We start from the raw sequence: 22,225 nt of genomic DNA, 5'->3' as shown, positions 1-22,225 counted from the left end.
GATGGATCTGATGTCTGCGATGCGCAACCCGGCGATTTTATCGGCCAGCACCTCACCCACGCCCCCGCCGTCGTCGGACCGGGCGCGCGCGGGCGCGTCCCCCGCGCGCGGCGGGCCGTCGATCTTCGACGCCTGCCAGATCGGGGTGGTGCTGCGCACGGTGGTGTTCGTCGAGGCGGTGGTGGCCATCGCCGCGCTGTTCGTGGTGTCCACGCCCGGCGAATGGCTGGTGCAGACCGCCACCATCACCGGCGGGGCGCTGCCCGCCACGCTGCTGTGGCTGGTGAGCGCCTGCGGCCTCAAGAAGCCGCTGCGGCGGCTGCCGAAGCACTGGCAGTACACGGCCGGCGCGCTGCTCGGGGCGCTTTCGGCGCTCTACGGCTGCGGCCTGCTGCGCCTGACGGGAGCGCTTTCGAATGCGCCATGGCTGGCCAGCGCGCTCACTGGCGCCCTGTTCGCGGGGCTCGTGATGGCGGCGATGGTGCTGCGCGCCCGGGGCCAGACGCCGGCCGCCACCACGGCGCGGCTGGAGGAGCTGCAGTCGCGCATCCGCCCGCACTTTCTCTTCAACACCCTCAACAGCGCCATCGCGCTGGTGCGCGAGGAGCCGGCCAAGGCCGAGACCATGCTCGAAGACCTGGCCGAGCTGTTCCGCCAAGCGCTGGCCGACCCGGGCGAGTCGGGCACGCTGGCCGACGAGATCGCGCTGGCCGAGCGCTACCTGGCGATCGAGCAGGTGCGCTTCGGCGACCGCCTGCGCATCCGCTGGGACCTCGACGCCGCCGCCAGCAACGCGCGCCTGCCGCCGCTGCTGCTGCAGCCGCTGGTGGAGAACGCCATCAAGCACGGCGTGGAGCCCAGCCCCGAAGGCGCCAAGCTGCGCATCCGCACCGAGCGGCGCGGCAACATGGTGGTGATCGAGGTGGTCAACAGCCTTCCGCCGCTGCGCTGGGCCGACGAGCCGCTGCCGCGCGGCCACGGCATCGCGCTGGCCAACGTGCGCGACCGTCTGCGGCTGCTGCACGACATGCAGATGCAGTTCAGCGCCGGCATGGACCAGAAAAGCTACCGGGTGCGCATCGCCATACCCGCCGAATCATCATGACGACTCTCAAGACACTCATCGTCGACGACGAAGCCCTGGCGCGCTCGCGCATGCGCACCCTGCTGCGCGACTGCACATCTCCCGCCGCCGAAGTGGTGGCCGAAGCCTCGCAGGGCGCCGAGGCGCTGCAGCAGCTCGGCACGCTGGCGCTCGACCTGGTGCTGCTCGACGTGCACATGCCCGGCGTCGACGGCATCGAGGTGGCGCGCACGCTGCGCAGCCGCGCCGACGCGCCGGCCGTGGTGTTCGTGACGGCCCACGCATCGCATGCGGTGACCGCCTTCGACCTGGATGCCGTCGACTACCTCACCAAGCCCGTGCGCGCCGAGAGGCTGCAGCAGGCGCTGCAGAAGGCCGAGCGCTTCCTGAAGGAGCGCCGCGCGCTGCAGGCCCAGGCCGCGCCGGAGACGGTGCTGATCCAGGACCGGGGCCGCGCCGAGCGGGTGCCGCTGTCGGAGGTGCTCTACCTCAAGTCCGAATACAAGTACCTCACGGTGCGCACCGCCACGCGCAGCCACATCCTCGACGGCTCGCTCAACGAGTTCGAGGAGCGCTATCCGCACCGCTTCCTGCGCGTGCACCGCAACGCGCTGGTGGCGCGCTCGGCCATCCGCGCGCTTGAGAAGTACGACGACGGCGAGGATGCCGAGGGCTGGGCCCTGCGGCTGGACTCGGTTCCCGAGCCCGTGGCCGTGTCGCGCCGGCAGCTCGCGGCCGTGCGCGAAGTGCTGAAGGAAACGCGATGAGCACCGGCGAGCCCGTGCCAGCCCCCCCGCAGGCGCAGCAGCCGCCGACCGAGCCGGCCGGCGAGCCGCCGCAGCCGGCGGCCGCCGCGCCGCTCCCCCCTGAACCGGAACCGGAATCCAGGCCGGAACCGCCGCCGCCCGCCCCGCAGCGCGAGCGCCTGCTGCTGCACATGCCCGTCGACGTGCGCAGCGCCTCGCTGGTGGTGCTCGCGGTGCTGGCCAGCGTGTTCGCGCTGCAGTGGGGGCAGGCCGTCTTCATCCCGCTGATGCTGAGCCTGCTGCTGACCTATGCGCTGTCGCCGCTGGTCGAGCTGCTGCACCGCTGGAAGCTGCCGCGCTGGATCGGCGCGGGGCTGATCCTCATGGGCCTCTTCGGCGGACTGGGCTGGACCGGCTATTCGCTCTCGGGCAGCGCCACGCAGCTGCTCGACTCGTTGCCGGTGGCCGCGCAGAAGCTGGGCCAGGCCATGCGCCGCGACCGGGGCGCGAGCGCCACGCCGCTGGACAACGTGCAGCAGGCGGCGGCGCAGCTCGAGAAGGCGGCCGAGGAGAACTCCGCCCGCGTCGCGTCACGCAAGGGCGTGGCGCGCGTCATCATCGAGCGGCCGGGCTTCAATGTGCGCGACTACCTGGTCAGCGGCACCGTCGGGCTGCTCAGCGCGATGGGGCAGCTCACGCTGGTGGCCTTCCTCACCTACTTCGCACTGTGCTCGGGCGACACCTTCAGGCGAAAGCTCATCAAGATCACCGGCTCCAGCCTGCAGAAGAAGAAGGTCACGGTGCACGTGCTGGACGACATCACGCGCAACATCGAGCGCTACCTGCTGGTGCAGATCCTGGTGAGCGCGATCGTCGGCGTGGCCACGGGCCTGGGCTTCTGGGCCATCGGCATGGAGAACGCGGCCGTTTGGGGGATCATCGCGGCCGTCACCAACCTCATTCCCTACATCGGCTCGGTGATCGTGCTCGCCGCCGCGGGGCTGGTGGCCTTCCTGCAGTTCAACAGCCTGCAGATGGGCGTGGTGGTGGCTGGCATGTCGCTGGGCATCCACACCATCGTGGGCAACCTGCTGATGCCCTGGCTCACCAGCCGCACCAGCCGCATGAATCCGGTGGCGGTGTTCGTGGGCGTGATCTTCTGGGGCTGGCTCTGGGGCATCTGGGGCCTGCTGCTGGGCATTCCGATCACGATGGTGATCAAGTCGATCTGCGACCGCGTGGAAGACCTGCAACCCATCGGGGAGCTGCTGGGCGAGTAGCCCTCGCGCCCGGTTCCGGGCATGGGCTTCGGTAGGCAAGGACATTAACAAAGGGTGTCTTTTCGGTCGATACGATATTGGGATTCGATTCCCAATAACCGTATGTCCGAACCTCTGAGCATTCCTTTGCCGCCGCATGCCGACGCACGCGGCAGGCTGCTTTCCATCGACGCGCTTCGCGGCCTCGTGATCCTGTTCATGCTGCTGGACCACGTGCGCGAGACCTTCTACCTGCATCACCAGGTACCCGACCCGATGGTGGTGGACCAGACGCCGCCGGAGCTTTTCTTCAGCCGCCTGCTGGCCCATCTCTGCGCGCCGGTCTTCGTCTTCCTCACGGGCCTCTCGGCTTTCCTCTACGGTGCGAAGCATGCGGACGGCCGTGCGGCCACGTCCTCCTTTCTCTGGAAGCGCGGCCTTTTCCTCGTCGTGCTCGAAGTCACGCTCATCAATTTCGCCTGGACCTTCCAGTTCCCGCCCGCCAAGGTGTTCCTGCAGGTGATCTGGGTGATCGGACTCTCGATGCTCTCGCTCGCCGCTCTGGTCTGGCTGCCCCGCAAGGCGCTCGTGATGCTGGGTGTGGTGCTGGTGGCGGGTCACAACCTGCTCGATGGCGTGCACTTTCCGGTGGGACACACGCTGCACGTGCCATGGGCCGTGCTGCATGACCGGGGCTGGATCGAGGTGTCCGACGCGCTGAAGCTGCGCACTTCATACCCGCTGCTGCCCTGGATCGGCCTCATTGCGATGGGCTACGCGGCCGGGCCATGGTTCATGGCCGGTGCCGATGCGGTGCGGCGGCAGCGTCTGCTGTTGGTGTGGGGCCTGGGGCTGCTGGCCGGTTTCGTGCTGCTGCGTGCGCTCGACGTCTACGGAGACAAGCCCTGGGCGGCCGGCGGCAGCGCCGTCACCACGCTGATGGCCTTCCTGAACATCACGAAGTACCCGCCGTCGCTGCTGTTCATCGCGCTGACCATGGGCGCGGGCCTGCTGCTGCTGCGTGCCTTCGAGCGCAGGCAGGGCGCGGCATGGCTCGTACCACTGGCGGTGTATGGCGCGGCGCCGATGTTCTTCTACGTGCTGCACCTGTACGTGCTCAAGTTCCTCTACCTCGGCGGCGAGGCGGTCTGGGGGCTCAACCAGGGCAAGTTCTTCGGCTTCAGCGCGATGTGGATGGTGTGGCTGGCCTCGGTCGTGCTCGCCTTCGCGCTGTATCCGGCGGTGCGTGCATTCGCGTCCCTGAAGGCGCGGCGCCGAGACATCGCTTGGCTCAAGTACCTGTGAGGCCATGGCGATGCTTTCCTGCAATTCCCTGTCGATGCTTTCACTGCGCTGCGTGGCGGTCGCCTCCCTGCTGTGGGGCGTTTCGGCCGCGGCACATGCCCACGGCATCTGGTTCGCCCAGCGCTCGGGCGATCTGGCGCTGATCTACGGCGAGGGCGGCGACGACCTCGATGCCGCCAGGCGCCTGCCGCTGATCACGTCGATGGCGGGCTACGACGTGGCGGGCCGCGCGGTGCCCACTGCGCTCGAGCCGGTCGGCAAGCTTGCGCTGGTCGACCTGCGGGAGCAGCCGGCCGTCGTCGCAGCCGTGCTGGACAACGGCATCTGGACCAAGTCGGCCGAAGGCCAGTGGTTGAAGAAGCCCAAGAACGAAGTGCCGGGCGCCGTGGTCAGCGGCCATAACTTCAAGTACGCGGTGCATCTCAGGCGCACGCCGCTGGACCGGCCGCTCGCGGCCCTGCCTGGGCATACGCTGCAGATCGTGCCCGTCGAGGCCGCGCTGCCCTCGTCGCTGGGCCAGCCGCTTCGCGTGCGCGTGCTCCATCGCGGCAAGCCGGTCGCGAACGTGCCGGTGCTGGCCGACTTCGTCAACGATCCGGACGGCAAGGCGCTGCTGACGGCGGCCGATGGCACCGTGACGGTCCCGGTGCGCAACCAGGGGCTCAACGTGATCGCCGCGAAGCTCGATGCGCCCGCGGAGGACCAGGTCGCCACCGACAAGGTGGAGCACCTGGCCACGCTGTCCTTCCGGCTCGCGCATGCGCCCGAATGAAGAGGGGGCACGCATGATCCGAATGCATCCGATGCAACCTGCAGTCCCGTCGATTCCGGTCCAGGGCGGTCGAAGGCGCCTCCCGCAGGTCGGCAAATGCTGCGGTGCCGTGCTGATCGCACTGGCCGGTACCGCCTCCGGAGCGGAAGGCACCCCCCGCGAAGCCGCCGGTGGCTTCGTCGAGGACACTCGCTGGAGCCTGCTGAACCGCACCGTCTACGAGCGCCGCAACTATCTGGACGGCGCGACGAGCAACGGCGGCCGCAATGCAGTGCTGCCGAAGACCAGGCGCAGCGACTACGCGCAGGAATGGGGCTACGGGCTCATCGGCACCGTCGAATCCGGTTTCACGCCCGGCTGGATAGGTTTCGGCGCCGACGCGCATGTCTCGCTCGCACGCAATCTCTCCGGCGACGACTACCGCGTCGGCAAGATCCGCATGCTGCCGGTGGACAGTGCCGGCTACGCGCAGGACGGCATCGCGCGCGGCGGCATCGCGCTGAAGGCGCGCGTTTCTTCCACGGTGCTGAAAGTGGGCGAGCAGCGGGTGAAGACGCCGATCTTCAGTTCGTCCGACACGCGCCTGCTGCCCGAGACCATGCGCGGCTGGCTCGTCACCAGCAACGAGTTCGACAAGCTCACGCTCCAGGCCGGCCGGTTCACCGGCTCGACCGACCGGAATGCCCGGAGTACCGGCAACCCGCTGATCGTGAACTACCTCGATCCGAAATCGCCGCGCGGCGACGCCTTCGACTTTGCCGGCGCCACCTGGAAAGGCATTCCCTCGCTCGCGATCAGCGGCTATGTGGGGCGGCTGAAGGACACCTGGCGCACGAGCTACCTCGGGGCTTTCTACACGGTGCCGTTGCAGGATGGCGGCAGCGCGAGCGCGAGCACGCTGTCCTTCGACCTGCAGGTCTATCGCAGCAAGGACACGGGCCGTGCACTGGCGGGTCGGGTCGACAACACGACTTCGAGCCTGATGACCACCTACGCGCACGGGCCTCATCGCATCGGCCTGGGCTGGCAGAAGGTGGCTGGCGACACGCCGTTCGACTACGTGACGCGCGGCGCCATCTGGCTCGGCAACGCGGCACAGCTTTCGGACTTCAACGCGCCGCACGAGCAGTCATGGCAACTGCGCTACGAGGTCGACGCCGCGCAATGGGGCGCGCCGGGCCTGAGCCTGGGTGCGGCCTACATCCGCGGCAGCGGCATCGACGGCAGCCGCGTGCCCGCACGCGGAGGCTATGCGTGGCTGGGCTATGGCCGCGGCGGCGAGCACTGGGAGCGTGACCTCTGGCTGCGCTACACGGTCCGCGAGGGCCGGGCCAAGGGGCTGGCCCTGCTGCTGCGCTATGGCGAGCACCGCAACAACAAGGCGCAGGCCGAACTTCCCACGCGCCAGATCCGCGTGGCGGTGGAGTACCCGATAGGCGGTTGACCGGGAAGGAAGCTGCCGGTCAGCGCGCCACCCTGGCAGTGGCGGGAAGTTTCTTCACGAAGGTCGCGTCCGGATCGAGCGGCTTGCCGTCGCGCGCACGCAGCTCGATCTTCGGCACCGGCTTGCCGCTGTCGCGCTCGACCAGCACCGAATGCGGCTCGCCTTTGGCGTAAAGGTGCGCCTCGCCCCAGTGTCGCAGGCCGACCACCACGGGGAAGAGGCCCTTGCCCTTGGCGGTGAGCACGTATTCCTGGTAGGCCGATCCGTCGGAGGCGGGCACGAGTTCGAGCACGCCTTCCTGCACCAGGTTCTTCAGCCGGTCCGACAGGATGTTCTTGGCGACGCCCAGGCTCTGCTGGAATTCGCCGAAGCGCTTCATGCCGTCGAAGGCGTCGCGGATCACGAGCAGCGACCACTGGTCGCCCACGATGTCGAGCGCGCGTGCCATCGGGCACGCGTCGGCCTTGAGGCTTTTTCGTTGAGCCATGGGTTTCTTTCCGAAACGAGGGCGGGCTCGGGCAGCACCGCCGTTCGGTTTTATTTTAAAACCCAGAGGAAAAGGCCCTTGCCTTATCGGACAGCGACGTGCGCGCGATGCAGCCGGGCGAAGCGAGCGATCATCAGCGGGCCCAGCAGCGCGCCCAGACCGGCCGAACTCCATGCGGCGACCCAGGCGTGCGTGCTGCCGGTGCCGAAGCTGGCCTGCCCCCAATCGAGCGCGAGTCCGAACACCCACGGGCTGATCGCACCGGCGCCGAAGCCCATCACAGAGCGCACCGAGAACGCCACGCCCAGCCGGTGCGGCGCCACCACGTCGGCCAGCGCAGTCGAGTAGACAGACGAGTCGGCAATGGCCAGCAGGTTGTAGACCGCGGCAGCCGCCGCCAGCAGCCACAGCGGCCAGCTCCACATCCAGCCGAAGGTGAAGGACATGCACAGGCTTGCGAGGGTGGCGATCATCATCACCCGCGCGCGGCCCAGCCTGTCGGAAGCGGCACCGCCCGCGATGCTGCCGAACACGCTCACCAGGTGCGCCAGTGCCGCCAGCGCGATGCCGGCACCCTGCCACGACGATGCCGTGCCCGAAGACGCGACCAGGTACGCCGGCAGCCATGCCCAGAGCGCCATGAGCTCCCAGCAATGGAAGGCGTAGGCCCAGTTGCCGGCCATCGCTGGCTTGTCGCGCACCGTGGCAGCCAGGGCGTGCAGGGTGCTTTCGCGGACCGCGCCAGGCGCTCGTGGCGATGGCGGCCGCATGCGGCGCAGTGCCTGCGCCGTGAGCAGCGCGCCCGCCACGGTGCAGGCCGCCGCCGCCAGCAGCCCCAGCCGCCAGTGCTGCAGATGGCTGAACGTCGCCACCACCGCGAGCGACAGCGCATAGCCCATCGACGACGATCCGATGAAGAGCCCCATCGCGCGTCCGCGCACGGCGGGCTCGGTGTTGTGCGCCAGCAGCTGCAGCCCTGGCGTGTACGAGGCGCCCGCGCACAGCCCGGCCAGGCCGTAGAGCAGCATCGCCGAGAGATGGTCGCGTGCGAAGAGTGCGAAGGCGAGCGCAGCCCCCGCGCTCACTGCGCTGCCCGCGAGGAAGATGCGCTGCGGCCCGTAGCGATCGGCCAGCAGGCCCACCGCGAACAGCGAGCTCATGTAGCCCACGTGCCAGGCGCTCTGGATCGAGCCGGCCTGGGCGGCCGTCATGTGCCAGTCGGCCATCGCGAACGGCAGCACGCCCGAGTAGGCGGTGACGATCATCGACTGCAGCAGCCGGCTCGCGCACAGCATTGCCAGCCAGCCGCGCGCTGGGCCGGCGGTGTCGCCCGACATGACGGCGGGCCTCAGCGCAGTGCGCGCTGCATCAGCACCGTGTCGACCCAGCGGCCGAACTTGAAGCCGATGTTGCGCAGCACACCGACCTGCACGAAGCCCAGGCTCTCGTGCAGCCGCAGCGAGCCCGTGTTGGCGCTGTTGCCCACGCAGGCGACCATCTGCGTGAAGCCGGCGTCGGTGCAGCGCCGGATCACCTCGCGCAGCAGCGCCTTGCCGATGCCGTGGCCTTGCATGCCCTGCGCGACGTAGACTGAGTCTTCCACCGAGTGCCGGTAGGCCGAGCGGGCGCGGTAGGCGGTGGCGTAGGCATAGCCGGCGACTTCGCCGTCGAGCAGTGCCACGAGGTAGGGCATGCCGCGCGCGATCACGTCGGCGCGGCGCTGCTGCATCTGCTCGACGGACGGCACTTCTTCCTCGAAGGAGCACAGGTCGTGCAGCACGTAGTGGCTGTAGATGGACTGCACGGCCGCCATGTGATGCGGCGTGGCGTCGAGGATCTCGACCGTGGCGGAAGCAAGCGGAGCAGGGGATGGCGATGACATGGCCCCGATCTTGACGATGCGCCGTCGATAAGTGAAGCTTCGTCTGCCTATGCAGAGCATGAGAAAAACTTTGGATAAATCGCTCAACCTCGACCAGCTCCGATCCTTCGCGCTCGTCATTGAAACCGGCAGCTTCTCGGCCGCGGCAGACAGGCTGGGCCTTTCGCAGCCGGCCGTGAGCCTGCAGATCCGTCAGCTCGAACGCCGGCTGGCGGTGCGCCTGGTGGAGCGCGTGGGCAAGCGCGCGCAGGCCACGCCTGCAGGCATGGAGCTGCTGCGCCATGCACAGAACATCGAGACCGCGGTGGAAAACGCCATCGACGCGCTCGCCGACCACGCCAGCGGCGTTGCGGGTCGCGTGCGGCTGGGCACGGGCGCGACGGCCTGCCTGCACTTCCTGCCTGCCGTGCTGCGCGGGCTGCGCGAGCGCTTTCCTGAACTGGGCGTGGTGGTCAGCACCGGCAATACCGAGGACCAGGCGCGCAAGGTGGAAGAGAACAGCCTCGACCTCGCGCTGGTCACGCTGCCCGCGGCCGGGCGCTCGCTGGCGGTGATGCCCGTGCTCGACGACGAGTTCGTCGCCATCGGCCGGCACGACCTCGCACCGCTGAAGGCGAGAGTCTCGCCGCGCGACCTGGCCGGCCTGCCTTTGGTGCTTTTCGAGCCCGCGGCCAACACGCGCAAGCTGGTCGACCGCTGGTTCGCCGCCGAGGGCCTGCAGCCTCGGCCGGTGATGGAGCTGGGCAGCGTGGAGGCGATGAAGGAGATGGTGGCCGCGGGGCTGGGCTACGCCATCGTGCCCGGCATGGCGATGACGGGCCGTGGCGCGCACCCGGAGCTGAAGGCCAGCCGGCTGAACCCGCGCATGCACCGCGCGCTGGCGATCGTGGTGCGGCGCGACAAGCCTGTCAGCAAGGCGTTGCGCGTGGTGCTGGATGCGATCGTGGCGGCCGGAAAGCCCGGCCGCCACTGATCGCGAAGCTGCTGCTTGCGCTTATTCGGGAACGGCGGCCAGCGAAGTGCCGCCGCGCGCGCGTCCCAGCGTGCCGACGATCAGCGCCGCGATCAGCACCAGCACGCCGCTGAGCACCATCGCGCTGGAGATGCCGAAGTTGTCGACCGTCACGCCGCCGATCAGCGCGCCGGAGGCAATCGCCACCTGGAAGCCGCTCACCAGAAGGGCCTGGCCGGCCTCGGGCGCGTCGGGCACCGCTTCCATCATCCAGCCGGTGAGCGCCACCGGGATCAGGCCGAAGGCCACGCCCCAGATCACGACCACCACCGCGCCCGGCACGAAGCCCGAGCCGATCACCGTCGTCAGCAGCAGCGCGGTGGCGAGCATCAGCGCCGCCAGCAGGGTGGTGGCACGCACGCTGCGCGCCACCAGGCTGCCGCCGAGGAAGGTGCCGATGAAGCCTACTGCGCCATAGACCAGCAGCAGCGTCGACACCGAGTTGGGCGCGAGGCCGAACACCTGCTGCAGCAGCGGCTTCAGGTAGGTGTAGGCCGCGAAGTGGCCGGCGATGAAGAACAGCACCGCGAGCAGACCCACCTGCGCCATGCGGCGCGTGAGCGGCGTGAGCAGGTCGCGTGCGCCGATGGCACGCACCGGCGGAATGGCGGGCAGCAGCCACAGCTGCACCAGCAGCACCGCGGCGGCGAGCGCGCCCGTCACCGCGAACGATGCGCGCCAGCCGAACTGCGTGCCGAGGAAGGAGCCCGCCGGCACGCCGAGCACCGTGGCGGCCGACACACCGGCCAGCACGATCGACATCGCGCGCGCCTGCGAGGCGTGCGGGACCAGCTGCGTGGCGGCGGCGGGCGCGAAGGTCCAGAAGCCGCCCACGCACAGGCCGAGCAGCAGGCGGGCCACCAGCATGGTGGCGAAGTTGGGGGCGAAGGCCGCGAGCAGGTTCGACGCGATCAGCAGCGTGGTGAGTGCGATCAGCACGGTGCGGCGATCGAGCTTGCCCGAAGCCACGATGAGCGCCGGGCCCGCGAACGCGGCCAGCACGCCGGGCATGGTGACCATGAGGCCGGCCGTGCCGTCGGACACGTTGAGGCCGCGCGCGATGTCGGTGAGAAGGCCGATGGGCATGAACTCGGTCGAGACCATCGCGAAGGTGCCGACGGCGATGGAGCCGACGGCGAGCCATGCGGAGCGCGAGGCCGGCACGGGCTGCGCAGGCGCCCCGAGCTCGTCGAGGCACGGGTTGCTGCTGGGTGAATTCATCATGATGGGGAGTTGTCCTTTGGAGCGTCGGCGCCGGCGCGCGCACCGATGCCGTTGAAGAGGCATGGAGTGTGCGAGCCGTCGCCTTCGCGACAAAGGGGCCGCGCGGCAGCAGACAGTTTCCCGGCGATGAACAATGGGCTGTTTTGATGGCCAAGGCCATCCGCGAGGCGGCCCGGAAGGCCTAGTCTTGCACCGGCCGCAGCTCCAATATTCGGCCGTCGGCCACGAAGGAATCGCCGATCAGTACGCGAAAGTTCGTACCGGGCTGGAAGCGCGGCAGCGCGATGGCGGGCGAGAGGAACTCGACTTCGAGCGCGGCCGGTGCGCCGCGCTGCAGCGCATCGCCCGCCGGCACCATCCAGCGGGCCGAGAAGCCTTCCTTGTCGAGCACCAGCGCGCAGCGGTATTCGCCCGGTGCGATGGGTGTGTCCTGCGAGGGCAGGGCGGGCTTGCGGAAAGTGATCTCCGCGAGCGCGGCCGGCGTGAAGGCCTCCAGCGCATCGAAGCCCGGCGGTGCCGCCGGCGGCTTGCGGCGCGGCCACTTGCCGATGAGCCATGCGATCACGTTGCCGATGATCGGCACCCACAGCACCATCAGCAGCGTCGCGATGTCGCGCGTGGTGGAGCCCGGTGCCGCGTAGTGCCGCACCACCGCGCCGGCCACCGCCACGCAAAGAAGGATGACGACGATGAGCCTGCGGCGAGAGCCTGTCTTGGTGCTCATGCGCTCATGCCTTGGCCGGCGGCGCTTCGGGGAAGGACGGGATCTCGCTCGCGTGGTCGAGCCACGGCACCTCGTGCAATGTCCAGATGTGCGAGGCGGGGCGCTGGCCCGGGTCTTCGTCGAGCGAGCCCAGACGCAGGATGACCTGGGGCTTGCCCACCCACTCGGCCACGAGGTGCGTGCCGCATCGGGTGCAGAAGTGGCGCAGCTTGCCGGGCGTCGACTCGAAGGAGCCGATCGCTTCTTCGCCTGCGGTCCAGCGGAAGTCGGGGCGGTCGACGCGCGCGGTGGTGGTGAACGCGGCGCTGTGCGCCTTGCGGCAGGTCTGGCAATGGCAGTGGACGATGGGGCCGGCGAGGCGCGCGGCCTCGTAGCGGACGGTGCCGCACAGGCAGGAGCCCTTCATGGCTTTTCCTTTTCGGTCGCGATGGATGGATGGGTGGGTGGGGCTGTGAGTCTATGCGCCGCCAAAAAAACGAAGACGGGCGCGCAGGCCCGTCTTCGTTCGGTGCGCGCACAGGCGCGTCAGCCGGTATTGCGCAGGCCCGCCGCCACCCCGTTGATCGAGATGTGGATGCCGCGCTGCAGCCGCTCGCCGCCATCGCCCGCGCGGTAGCGGCGCATCAGCTCCACCTGCAGGTGGTGCAGCGGGTCGATGTACGGGAAGCGGTGGCGCACCGAGCGCTGCATCTCGGCATTGCCTTCGAGCCGCTGCTTGGCGCCGGTGATGAGCGTGAGCGCGTCGGAGGTGCGGTGCCACTCGGCCTCGATCATCGAGAACACCTTCTGGCGCAGCTTGCGGTCGGTCACCAGCTCGGCATAGCGCGAGGCCAGCGCGAGGTCGCTCTTGGCGAGAACCATGTCCATGTTCGACAGCAGGGTGCGGAAGAAGGGCCACTGCGCGTACATGCGCTGCAGCAGCGCCTGGCGCTCCTTGCGCCCGGCCGCGTTGCCTGCGGCGGCGAGGAACTGCTCCACGCCCGAGCCGAAACCGAACCAGCCCGGAATCGTGAGGCGGCACTGGCCCCAGCTGAAGCTCCACGGCACCGCGCGCAGGTCGTCGATCTTGTGGCTCGGGTTGCGCGAGGCGGGGCGCGAGCCGATGTTGAGCTCGGCGATCTCGCGGATCGGCGTGGAGCCGAAGAAGTAGTCGCCGAAGCCCGGCGTCTCGTAGACCAGCTTGCGGTAGGCGGCCATGCTCGCCGCCGAGAGTTCGCTCGCGGCCGAGAGGAAATTGGCCGGCGCCGACTTGCCCTGCGGCAGTAGCGTGGCTTCCAGCGTGGCGGCCACCAGCGTCTCGAGGTTGCGCCGGCCGATCTCGCGGTTGGCGTACTTCGAGCCGATGACTTCGCCCTGCTCGGTCAGGCGGATCTGTCCGCGAACCGTGCCCGGCGGCTGCGCGAGGATGGCCTGGTAGCTCGGGCCGCCGCCGCGGCCCACCGTGCCGCCGCGGCCGTGGAACATGCGCAGGCGAATCGGATTGGTCTTCTTCCTGTTCAGCTCGTCGAAGAGGGAGACCAGCGCGATGCCGGCGCGGTACAGCTCCCAGTTGCTGGTGAAGATGCCGCCGTCCTTGTTGCTGTCGGAGTAGCCCAGCATCACGTCCTGCTCGGCGCCCGAGCGCTCGATGAGCGCCTGGATGTTCGGCAGCGCGTAGAAGGCGCGCACGATGGGTGCGGCGTTGCGCAGGTCCTCGATGGTCTCGAACAGCGGCACCACGATCAGGTCGCAGGTGGCCTTGCCGTCCATCGCGCCGCGCAGCAGGCCCGCTTCCTTCTGCAGCAGCAGGGCCTCGAGCAGGTCGCTCACCGTCTCGGTGTGGCTGATGATGTAGTGGCGGATGGCGGCGGCGCCGTAGCGTGCGCGCGCGGTACGGGCGGCCGCGAAGATGGCCAGCTCGCTCTTCGCGAGCGGCGAGTAGTCGGCATCGGGCACGCGCAGCGGGCGGGCGTCGTCGAGCAGCTTCAGCAGCAGCGTCTGCTTGGCCTCTTCGGCCAGCGATGCATACGAAGGCTCGATGCGCGCGGTGGCCAGCAGCTCGGCGATCACCGCCTCGTGCTTGTCGGAGCTCTGGCGCAGGTCGACCGTGGCCAGGTGGAAGCCGAACACTTCCACCGCGCGGATCAGCGGCAAGAGGCGCGGCGCGGCCAGCACGCTGCCGTGCTTTTCCTCCAGCGACTCGGCCACCGTGCGCAGGTCGGCCAGGAATTCTTCTGCGCTCTTGTACGGGTTCTGCGGCGCGACGGCGTGTCGCGCGGCCTCGCCGCCGGTGAGCTCGCGCAGCGTGGCCGCCAGGCGCGCGTACACGCCGGTGAGCGCGCGGCGATAGGGCTCGTCCTTGCGGTGCTCGCTGGTGTCGGGCGAGCGTTCGGCGAGCGCCTGCATTTCCACCGACACGTCGACCAGCGTGGCCGACAGCGACAACTCGCTGCCGAGGTAGTGCACCTCGGTGAGGTAGTAGCGCAGCGCCAGCTCGCACTGGCGGCTCAGGGCGTATTCGAGCGTCTCGGCCGTGACGTTCGGGTTGCCGTCGCGGTCGCCGCCGATCCACTGGCCCATGCGCAGGAAGGGCGCCACCGAAGGCACCTGGCCGCCATGTGCCAGCGCCTTCTCGAGGTCGGCGTACACGCGCGGGATCTCGCGCAGGAAGGTGGCTTCGTAGTAGCTCAGCGCGTTCTCGATCTCGTCGGCCACCGTGAGCTTGGAGAAGCGCAGGATGCGCGTCTGCCAGATCTGCGTGACGCGGATGCGGATCTGCGTTTCGTTCTCGGCGAACTCCAGCGGCGTGAGCGTGTCCTTGCCCGAGGCGTAGGCGCTCTGGCGCAGCCGGATCTCGTCGCGCACCGTCAGCAGCTGCGCGATGGCGCGTTCGGCATCGAGGATGCTCTTGCGCTGCACTTCGGTGGGGTGTGCGGTGAGCACCGGCGAGACATAGCTGCGGGCCAGCGAGGCGACGATCTCGTCGGGCTTCACGCCGGCCTTGCGGATGCGAGCGAGCGCGGTCTGCAGGTCGCCCTCGACGCTCTCGCCGGCGCGCTCGGTCTCGGTGCGGCGGCGGATCTGGTGGCGGTCCTCGGCAAGATTGGCCAGGTGGCTGAAGTAGGTGAAGGCGCGGATCACGCGCACCGTCTCGGCGGCGCTCAGCCCCTTGAGCAGGTTCTTCAGCGCCCGGTCGGCCGCCTGGTCCGCATCGCGGCGGAAAGCCACGGAGAGAGTGCGGATCTTCTCGACCAGTGCATATGTCTCTTCTCCCTCCTGCTCCCGGATCACGTCGCCGAGGATCCGGCCCAACAGCCGGATGTCTTCGATCAGAGGCTGGTCTTCGGCCTGGCGGCGCTTGGGCGGAGCAGGTGTCTTGCTGGCTTTCATTCGATGTTTGTCCTGGACTTCTTGAATGGAGTGCCGTCTTCGTTGTTGCGGCGCAACATGCTAGCATTCCCGCGGTTTTGAACACGTACTTTTGAGGCCGGTCTTGAGCAATATCGTCATCGCCACGCGCGAAAGCCGCCTGGCACTCTGGCAAGCCGAACATGTGCAGGCGCTTTTGCAAGAAAGAGGCCACACCGTCAGCCTGCTGGGCCTCACGACCACCGGCGACCAGATCCTCGACCGCACGCTCAGCAAGGTGGGCGGCAAGGGTCTCTTCGTGAAGGAACTCGAGCTCGCCCTCGAAGAAGGGCGCGCCGACATCGCCGTCCATTCGCTGAAGGACGTGCCGATGGACCTGCCCGAGGGCTTCGTGCTGGCCTGCGTGCTGGAGCGCGAAGACCCGCGCGACGCGCTCGTCTCCTCTCGCTACGAATCGCTCGACACGCTGCCGCAGGGCGCCGTCGTCGGCACTTCGAGCCTGCGCCGCGTGGCGCTGCTGCGTGCACGGCGGCCCGACCTGCGCATCGAACCGCTGCGAGGCAACCTCGACACCCGGCTGCGCAAGCTCGATGAAGGTCAGTACGACGCCATCGTGCTGGCCGCGGCCGGGCTCAAGCGGCTGGGGCTGGAAGGCCGAATCCGCGTGGCCTTCGACGCCGACACCATGCTGCCCGCCGCGGGGCAGGGTGCGCTCGGCATCGAGGTGCGCGCCGACCGCAACGACCTCATCGAGCTGCTGGGCTCGCTGGCCCACAGGGGCGACTGGCTCTCGACCGCCGCCGAGCGCGCCGTGAGCCGCGCAATGGGCGGCAGCTGCTCCATGCCGCTGGCGGCGCACGCTCGCTGGCAGGCCGACGGCTCGTTGCGCATCGACGCCGCCTGGGGCGACCCCGAAGGCAATGCCGCGCTGGTGAAGGTGCATGCGCTGGCCGCGGCCGGCGACTTCGCGCAGGCCGAGGCGCTCGGCGAGCACGCAGCGGCACTGCTGCGTGCCGGCGGAGCCCACTGACACCGGTGGTCGTCGTATGACCGGCCGTCCCGTCATCGTCACGCGGCCGGCGCGCGAAGCCGCGCAGTGGGTGAGCGATCTGCGCGGTGCGGGGCTCGGCGCCGTGGCCCTGCCGCTGATCGTGATCGAACCCGCGACCGACATCGAGCCGCTGCGCACAGCATGGCGGCAGCTCTCGGACTATGCCGCGCTCATGTTCGTGAGCGCCACGGCGGTCGAGCATTTCTTCCAGCACAGGGGCCCCGCCGATTCGCTCGCAGGGCGCCGTTTCTGGGCCACCGGCCCCGGCACCACGCGCGCCCTGCGGCGTGCGGGCGTGCCGCCGGAATCCATCGACGCGCCGCCGCCCGGGGCCACGCGCTTCGATTCCGAGGCGCTCTGGGAACGCGTCCACGCGCAGGTATCGAGCGGCGTTCGCGTGCTGATCGTGCGCGGCGGCGATGAGGCCGGCCGTCCGGCCGGCCGCGACTGGCTGGCCAGGGAGATCGATGCGGCCGCCGGCCATCGCGACACCGTGGTGGCCTATCGCAGGCTGCCGCCCTCGCTGGACGTCGTACAACGCCGGCTCGCAATGGACGGCGCCGAAGGCCGCGCGATCTGGCTCTTCAGCAGCTCCGAGGCGATCGGCAATCTGCAGCGTGCGATGCCCGGTGTGCAATGGCATGCCGCCAGCGCGGTCGCCACGCATGCACGCATCGGCGAAGCCGCGCGTGGCGCGGGTTTCGGGACGTTGCGTGTATGCACGCCGCTGCTGGAGGCGCTGGTCGCGTCGATAGAATCCTTGGCATGAGCGCCGCGTCACCCACAGACGATCTCCCTTCCTCCCCATCCGCTGCCACGGCGCCGGTGCCCGCCCCGCTGGCACCGCATCAGACACCTGCCGCGCAGGCCGCGGGCGCTCTGCTTCTCTCCCGCATCGGCTTCGGCCTCGTGGCCCTGGTGGCGCTCGCTGCGCTGCTGATGTCCATCGCGCTCTGGCAGAAGGTCGGCGGCATGAAGGAGCAGCTCGCGCGCCAGAGTGCCGACGCCATCGCGCAGTCGATGGAGGCACGCACGCTGGCCCGCCAGGCCAGCGACACGGTGCGCGACGCCTCGGCGCGCGTCGCGCTGGTCGAGACCCGTGTGGCCGAAGTCGCGCTGCAGCGCTCGCAGCTCGAGGAACTCATCCAGAGCCTTTCTCGTTCGCGCGACGAGAACCTCGTGGTCGACATCGAGTCGGCCGTGCGCCTTGCTCTGCAGCAGGCGCAGGTCACGGGCAGCGTCGAGCCGCTGCTGGCCGCGCTGAAGGCCGGCGACACGCGCATCGCCCGCGCAGCGCAGCCGCGGCTCACGCCCCTGCAGCGCGCCATGCAGCGCGACGCCGACCGCCTGCGCAGCAGCGCCAGCAGCGACGGTGCCGAGGCGCTGCAGAAGCTCGACGAGCTGATGCGCAACGTCGACGACCTGCCCACGCTCAACGCGGTGGCCGTGCGCGGCACCGGCACCAACGCGTGGCAGCCCGAGCCCATTCCCGCCGATGCGCCGTGGTGGCGCCGCGTGCTGCTCAGCGTGCAGGGCGAGGCCCGCTCGCTGGTGCGCGTCGGCCGCATCCAGACCCCCGAGGCGATCCTGCTGGCGCCCGAGCAGTCGTACTTCCTGCGCGAGAACCTCAAGCTGAAGCTGCTGAATGCGCGCCTGTCGCTGCTGTCGCGGCAGATGGAGGCCACCCGCAGCGAGCTGTCGCAGGTGACGGCTTCGCTCAACCGCTATTTCGATCCCGCATCGCGCCGCACCCAGGCCGCCGCCACGCTGCTGCAGCAGTTGCAGTCGCTGGTGAAGACGACCGAGCCGGTCCGCATCGACGACACGCTGGCGGCCCTGGCCACTGCCGCGGCAGGGCGCTGAAACAAATGACCCCCCGGCTTTTCACTCGCTTCGCTCCGTGCAATTCGCCAGCCCCCGAGGGGGCGGCGCGACCCGCCTTGGCGCGGCCCGGCGGCGGTCGCTGACATGCGCGCAGCAATCTGGCTCCTCGCCCTCTTCGCCGTCGCGGCGGCAGTCGCTCTCTTCGCAGGCAACAACCAGGGCACGATCACCGTGTTCTGGCCGCCGTGGCGCGTCGATCTTTCGCTGAACCTCGTGCTCGTGATCCTGCTGGTGGTCTTCGTGCTGCTGCATGCGGCATTGCGTGCGCTCGCGGCGCTGTTCTCGCTGCCGAAGCAGGCGCGCCAGTGGCGGCTGCAGCAGAAGGAGCGCACGCTGCACGCGGCCCTGCTCGACGCGATGGTGCAGCTCATTTCCGGCCGCTTCTCTCGCGCACGCAAGGCCGCGCAGGCCGCGCTCACGCAGGAGAAGACGCTGGCCGCGCTCGGCGCCAGCCTGCCGCAGGCGCAACAGGTCCGTGTGCTCTCGCACCTGCTCGCGGCCGAGAGCGCGCAGGCGCTGCAGGACAAGGCCGCGCGCGACGCCCACCTGCAGCAGGCTCTCAACGAAAGCTCCGACCGCACTGTGCTCGCCAGCCCCGAGACGCGCGAAGGCGTGCAGCTGCGCGCGGCGCGCTGGGCCCTCGAAGACCGCGACGCGGCGGCCGCACTCGCGCGGCTCGAAGAACTCCCGCAGGGCGCGCAGCGCCGCACTCTCGCACTGCGACTGCGCCTGAAGGCCGCGCGCCAGGATCGCCGCACGCTCGAGGCGCTCGAGACCGCGCGCCTGCTGGCCAAGCACCGCGCCTTCTCGGAAGCGGCCGCGCAGAGCATCGTGCGCGGCCTCGCCACCGAGCTGCTGTCGGGCGCGCATGACCCGGCGCAGCTGCTGCGCGCATGGACCGAACTCGACGCCAGCGAGCGCGAGATGCCAGAGGTGGCGATCCATGCCGCCCAGCGCATGGTCGCGCTGCGAGGCGATCTGGCGCTGGCGCGCGGCTGGCTGCTTCCGGCGTGGGAGCGCATGGTGGCCAACCCGCGCGGGCTGGGCGACGGGCTGCGCGTCAAGCTGGCGCGCGCGCTCGAAGCGGGGCTCGATTCGGTGGACGCCGAGTGGCTCGCGCGCATCGAGAGCGCGCAGCGCAGCAACCCGCGCGACGCCAATCTGCAGTACCTCGCGGGCATGGCCTGCATGAAGCGCCAGCTCTGGGGCAAGGCGCAGCAGCTGCTGACGCAGGCCGGCATGGGCCTGCAGGACACGGAGCTCTATCGCCGCGCCTGGCTCGCCCTGGCCCAGCTCGCCGAAGACCGCAACGACGCGGAGCAGGCGGCCGACGCCTGGAAGCGCGCGGCGCAGGTCGAGAACTCCTGAGCCCTGCCTTTTTCCGGTCCCGCGTCAGGGGCAGGCAGGCTTCCCGGACTCCGGTGCGGGTCGCGTCGACGGCTTGCTGCCGCTGCCGAAGACCAGCCAGCTGACCCCAGCCAGCACCCATACGCCGACACCGCCGTAGAGCATCACCAGCCCGAAGCTGTGCACCAGTGCCGCGTGCACTGCCGTGCCGGACGGATCGGCCTGCGAGAGCGCTGGAAAGGCCTCGCCGAGCGAGGTGAAGCTGCCCGCCGCGACTCTTTCCGCCAGTGCGCGTAGCCGAGGCGCATCGAGCGAAGCGGACAGTGCTCCGCGCAGATGCGCATGAACGCCCTCCAGCAGCACGAAACCCATCAGCGCGATGTTGATGGCCAGCGTGATCAGCCGCGCGCTCATGTCCATGCCCGAGGCCATGCCCGCCCGCGCGCCCGGCACCGAGCCGGTGGTGGTGTTGGTGACGGGGGTGTTGGTCAGGCCCAGCCCGATGCCCGCGATGAGGCAGCCGGGCAGCATCGTCATCCAGCTCGCGTGCACCATGCCGCTGCCGTAGCGCATGGCCATGAAGCCCAGTCCGATGACGAAGAGGCCCGCCGGAATCACCACGCCCGGGCGATAGCGCAGTGAAAGCCGCTCGGCCAGCGGCGGCAGCACCAGCGTGGGCAGCGTGTAGGCCAGCAGGGCGGAGCCGGCCACCACGGCGTCGTAGCCCAGGGCGCCCTGGAAGAAGATCGGCAGGTAGATCATGAACGGCCAGAAGCTGAAGTTCATGCCGATGGAGCCGATGATCGAGCCCGAGAAGTCGCGGATCCTGAAGACGGAGAAGTCGAACATCGGATGCGGGTTGATCTTCTCCACCCAGAGAAAGAGCGCGAAGCTCGCCGCCGACGCGGCGGCGATGCCGATGGCCGGCGGGCTGGCGAAGCCCAGGCCCGGGCCCTGCGTGATGAAGCAGGTCAGCCCCAGCACCGCGAGCGACAGCGTGACGATGCCGGGCAGATCGAGCCGTTTGGCGTCGGGGTCGCTCGACTCCTCCACGCTGCCGAGCACCAGGGCCAGCGCCACCGCCGCGAGCGGCACGTGGACCAGGAACACCCACTCCCAGCTCGACAGCGCCACGATCGCGCCGCCGATGATCGGCCCGAAGCCCAGGCCCATGCCGAAGACCACGCCCCAGGTGGCGAAGGCCCGGCTGCGCTCCTTGCCCTGCTGGAACTGGTGCGAGAGCACCGCGAGCTGGCAGATCAGCATCGCGCCGCCGCTGAGGCCCTGCAGGAAGCGCGCGGCGATCAGCACAGGCGCGCTCTGTGCGAGGCCGCAGGCCAGCGAGGTTGCACCGAACAGCGCCACGCTGACCACGAGGATGCGCCTGCGGCCGTAGCGGTCGGCCAGCGTGCCGGCGGCCATCAGCACCGTGGTGCAGGCGATGGTGTAGGCGTTCATGATCCACTGCATGTCGCTGAAGTCGCCGTGCAGCGCCTTTTCGAGCGTGGGGAGGATGACCGGCACGCTGGAGATCTCCAGGCCGAACATCAGGGCGATGAGGCAGATCGCGGCCAGTGCGACGCGGTTCTTGCCGGTGGGGGAGAGGGGCATGGGAATCTTTCGGAAGTCCTTGAAGGCGACAGGTCCGGGCGATTCTGGGTAAAGCTCCTTCATGACGGAAATGATTTAATTTCCTGAGACCCATTAACACTCATCATTTATCCATTGCCATGGACTTCGACCCTGCACTGCTGCGCGCCTTCCTGGCCGTCAAGGAAACCGGCGGCTTCACGCGCGCCGCCCAGCGGTTGCACCTGACGCAATCGGCCGTGAGCCATCAGATCCGCCGGCTCGAAGAACAGGTGGGCAGGCCGCTCCTGCATCGCACGACGCGGCGTCTCACGGTGACCGAGGACGGCGAGGACTTCCTGCGCTACGCCCAGCAGATCCTCGAGACGCTGGACGCGATGACCCGGCGCTTCCAGCCTTCATCGATCTCGGGCGTGGTGCGCTTCGGCGCGCCCGACACCTTCATGGGCGAGCGGCTGCCGCCGCTGCTGTCGCAGTTCGCGCGCTCCTTTCCCGCCACGCGCATGGAAGTCAGCGTGAGCATGCACCTCGACTTCCGCGCCATGATCCGCGCGGGCGAGCTCGATCTGGCGGTGGTGATGTCGCCGCCAGGCTGCGAGGAGGGCACGCGCCTGCGCCGCACGCAGCTGGTGTGGGCGGCGGCCGAATCCTTCGAGCCGAAGCCGGGCGCGTCGCTGCCGCTCGCTTTCTTTCCGAAGCCCTGCGTGAACCGGGAGGTGGCGAGCGAGGCGCTCGATGCGATGGCGCTCGAGTGGCACGTGGTCTTCACCTCGGCGAGCCAGCACGGCATTCGTGCGGCGGTGCTCGCAGGGCTGGCGGTGACGGTGCTCACGCGCGAGGACGTCGAGCCCGGCATGAAGATCGTCGACGGCCGCTATGGGCTGCCGCCCTTGCCGAGCGTCGATTTCTCGCTGATCTGGGGCGAGAACGGCAAGACCGAATGCGCTTGCCGCTTCGGGCAGCTGATCCTGGAGATGCCCGAGCTGCCCCTGCCCGGGAAGGCGCCGCAGAAGGCATGAAAAAACGGCGCCATTGGCGCCGTTCTTCGTTGCGTTCAGCAGCAGGC

General features: G+C 69.6%; 20 protein-coding genes. 12 read left to right on the top strand and 8 right to left on the bottom strand.

The window, feature by feature from the left end; all coding sequences use genetic code 11:
• Positions 1-19 precede the first annotated feature (19 nt).
• The 6 genes from FHY06_RS07295 (at position 20) to FHY06_RS07270 (ending at position 6,610) form a co-directional block, all read left to right on the top strand.
• Complete coding sequence (locus FHY06_RS07295) at positions 20-1,105, top strand: sensor histidine kinase (protein ID WP_409327449.1); 1,086 nt, start codon at positions 20-22, stop codon at positions 1,103-1,105.
• Positions 1,102-1,851 carry a LytR/AlgR family response regulator transcription factor gene (locus tag FHY06_RS07290; protein WP_019654152.1) on the top strand — a complete coding sequence of 250 codons (750 nt, stop codon included), beginning with the start codon at positions 1,102-1,104 and terminating at the stop codon, positions 1,849-1,851. Before FHY06_RS07295 ends, FHY06_RS07290 begins: the two co-directional genes overlap by 4 nt.
• A complete protein-coding gene (locus FHY06_RS07285; RefSeq protein WP_184604224.1) occupies positions 1,848-3,110 on the top strand; it encodes an AI-2E family transporter in 1,263 nt (420 codons plus the stop codon). The genes FHY06_RS07290 and FHY06_RS07285 overlap by 4 nt, the downstream gene beginning before the upstream one ends.
• A 102-nt stretch (positions 3,111-3,212) precedes the next feature.
• Complete coding sequence (locus FHY06_RS07280; RefSeq protein WP_184604222.1) at positions 3,213-4,394, top strand: acetyltransferase domain-containing protein; 1,182 nt, start codon at positions 3,213-3,215, stop codon at positions 4,392-4,394.
• A 4-nt stretch (positions 4,395-4,398) separates the two neighbouring features.
• The gene (locus FHY06_RS07275; RefSeq protein WP_184604219.1) at positions 4,399-5,166 is read left to right on the top strand and encodes a DUF4198 domain-containing protein; all 768 of its coding nucleotides are present in this window, start codon (positions 4,399-4,401) and stop codon (positions 5,164-5,166) included.
• Positions 5,167-5,197: 31 nt separating this feature from the next.
• Positions 5,198-6,610 carry an OprD family outer membrane porin gene (locus tag FHY06_RS07270; protein ID WP_260310156.1) on the top strand — a complete coding sequence of 471 codons (1,413 nt, stop codon included), beginning with the start codon at positions 5,198-5,200 and terminating at the stop codon, positions 6,608-6,610.
• A gap of 19 nt (positions 6,611-6,629) precedes the next feature.
• Here the strand turns inward: FHY06_RS07270 and FHY06_RS07265 are convergent, their stop codons facing one another.
• The 3 genes from FHY06_RS07265 to FHY06_RS07255 all read right to left on the bottom strand — a co-directional run bounded on the left by FHY06_RS07265 (position 6,630) and on the right by FHY06_RS07255 (position 8,979).
• Entirely contained in the window at positions 6,630-7,097 is a 468-nt protein-coding gene (locus tag FHY06_RS07265) for a winged helix-turn-helix transcriptional regulator (protein ID WP_019654147.1), read from the bottom strand.
• Between the two features lie 83 nt (positions 7,098-7,180).
• Positions 7,181-8,434, bottom strand: coding sequence for an MFS transporter (locus FHY06_RS07260; RefSeq protein ID WP_184604217.1), 1,254 nt, complete (start codon positions 8,432-8,434; stop codon positions 7,181-7,183).
• An 11-nt stretch (positions 8,435-8,445) separates the two neighbouring features.
• Positions 8,446-8,979, bottom strand: coding sequence for a GNAT family N-acetyltransferase (locus tag FHY06_RS07255; protein ID WP_184604215.1), 534 nt, complete (start codon positions 8,977-8,979; stop codon positions 8,446-8,448).
• A gap of 49 nt (positions 8,980-9,028) precedes the next feature.
• Here FHY06_RS07255 and FHY06_RS07250 point away from each other — a divergent pair, with 49 nt between their 5' ends.
• Complete coding sequence (locus FHY06_RS07250) at positions 9,029-9,952, top strand: LysR family transcriptional regulator (RefSeq protein ID WP_184604213.1); 924 nt, start codon at positions 9,029-9,031, stop codon at positions 9,950-9,952.
• Positions 9,953-9,973: 21 nt separating this feature from the next.
• On the opposite strand, the gene FHY06_RS07245 is transcribed toward FHY06_RS07250, so the two are convergent.
• The 4 genes from FHY06_RS07245 to ppc all read right to left on the bottom strand — a co-directional run bounded on the left by FHY06_RS07245 (position 9,974) and on the right by ppc (position 15,308).
• The gene (locus FHY06_RS07245) at positions 9,974-11,215 is read right to left on the bottom strand and encodes an MFS transporter (protein ID WP_184604212.1); all 1,242 of its coding nucleotides are present in this window, start codon (positions 11,213-11,215) and stop codon (positions 9,974-9,976) included.
• A 181-nt stretch (positions 11,216-11,396) separates the two neighbouring features.
• Positions 11,397-11,939 (bottom strand): hypothetical protein, encoded by a 543-nt coding sequence (locus FHY06_RS07240; RefSeq protein ID WP_019654142.1) that lies wholly within the window; start codon positions 11,937-11,939, stop codon positions 11,397-11,399.
• Positions 11,940-11,943: 4 nt separating this feature from the next.
• Positions 11,944-12,345: a GFA family protein gene (locus FHY06_RS07235; protein WP_184604211.1), complete on the bottom strand. Its 402-nt coding sequence runs from the start codon at positions 12,343-12,345 to the stop codon at positions 11,944-11,946.
• A gap of 119 nt (positions 12,346-12,464) precedes the next feature.
• Positions 12,465-15,308 (bottom strand): phosphoenolpyruvate carboxylase, encoded by a 2,844-nt coding sequence (gene ppc, locus FHY06_RS07230; protein WP_019654140.1) that lies wholly within the window; start codon positions 15,306-15,308, stop codon positions 12,465-12,467.
• Between the two features lie 103 nt (positions 15,309-15,411).
• Here ppc and hemC point away from each other — a divergent pair, with 103 nt between their 5' ends.
• From hemC to FHY06_RS07210, 4 genes are all read left to right on the top strand, one after another.
• A complete protein-coding gene (hemC, locus tag FHY06_RS07225; protein WP_260310155.1) occupies positions 15,412-16,317 on the top strand; it encodes a hydroxymethylbilane synthase in 906 nt (301 codons plus the stop codon).
• 16 nt (positions 16,318-16,333) lie between these two features.
• Positions 16,334-17,107, top strand: a complete 774-nt coding sequence (locus FHY06_RS07220; protein WP_184604209.1) for a uroporphyrinogen-III synthase — start codon at positions 16,334-16,336, stop codon at positions 17,105-17,107.
• Positions 17,104-18,201, top strand: coding sequence for a uroporphyrinogen-III C-methyltransferase (locus FHY06_RS07215; RefSeq protein ID WP_126182837.1), 1,098 nt, complete (start codon positions 17,104-17,106; stop codon positions 18,199-18,201). The genes FHY06_RS07220 and FHY06_RS07215 overlap by 4 nt, the downstream gene beginning before the upstream one ends.
• Before the next feature lie 105 nt (positions 18,202-18,306).
• Positions 18,307-19,590 (top strand): heme biosynthesis protein HemY, encoded by a 1,284-nt coding sequence (locus tag FHY06_RS07210; protein ID WP_019654136.1) that lies wholly within the window; start codon positions 18,307-18,309, stop codon positions 19,588-19,590.
• Positions 19,591-19,614: 24 nt separating this feature from the next.
• On the opposite strand, the gene FHY06_RS07205 is transcribed toward FHY06_RS07210, so the two are convergent.
• Positions 19,615-21,180 carry an MFS transporter gene (locus FHY06_RS07205; protein WP_184604208.1) on the bottom strand — a complete coding sequence of 522 codons (1,566 nt, stop codon included), beginning with the start codon at positions 21,178-21,180 and terminating at the stop codon, positions 19,615-19,617.
• 119 nt (positions 21,181-21,299) lie between these two features.
• On the opposite strand from FHY06_RS07205, the gene FHY06_RS07200 reads away from it, so the two are divergent.
• Positions 21,300-22,178 carry a LysR family transcriptional regulator gene (locus tag FHY06_RS07200; RefSeq protein WP_184604207.1) on the top strand — a complete coding sequence of 293 codons (879 nt, stop codon included), beginning with the start codon at positions 21,300-21,302 and terminating at the stop codon, positions 22,176-22,178.
• Positions 22,179-22,225: the final 47 nt, after the last annotated feature.

The organism is Variovorax atrisoli, assembly GCF_014195185.1.
GTDB lineage: Bacteria > Pseudomonadota > Gammaproteobacteria > Burkholderiales > Burkholderiaceae_C > Variovorax > Variovorax atrisoli.
Note: the sequence above shows the minus strand (reverse complement) of the source record. Positions and strands in the feature narration are given on the sequence as shown.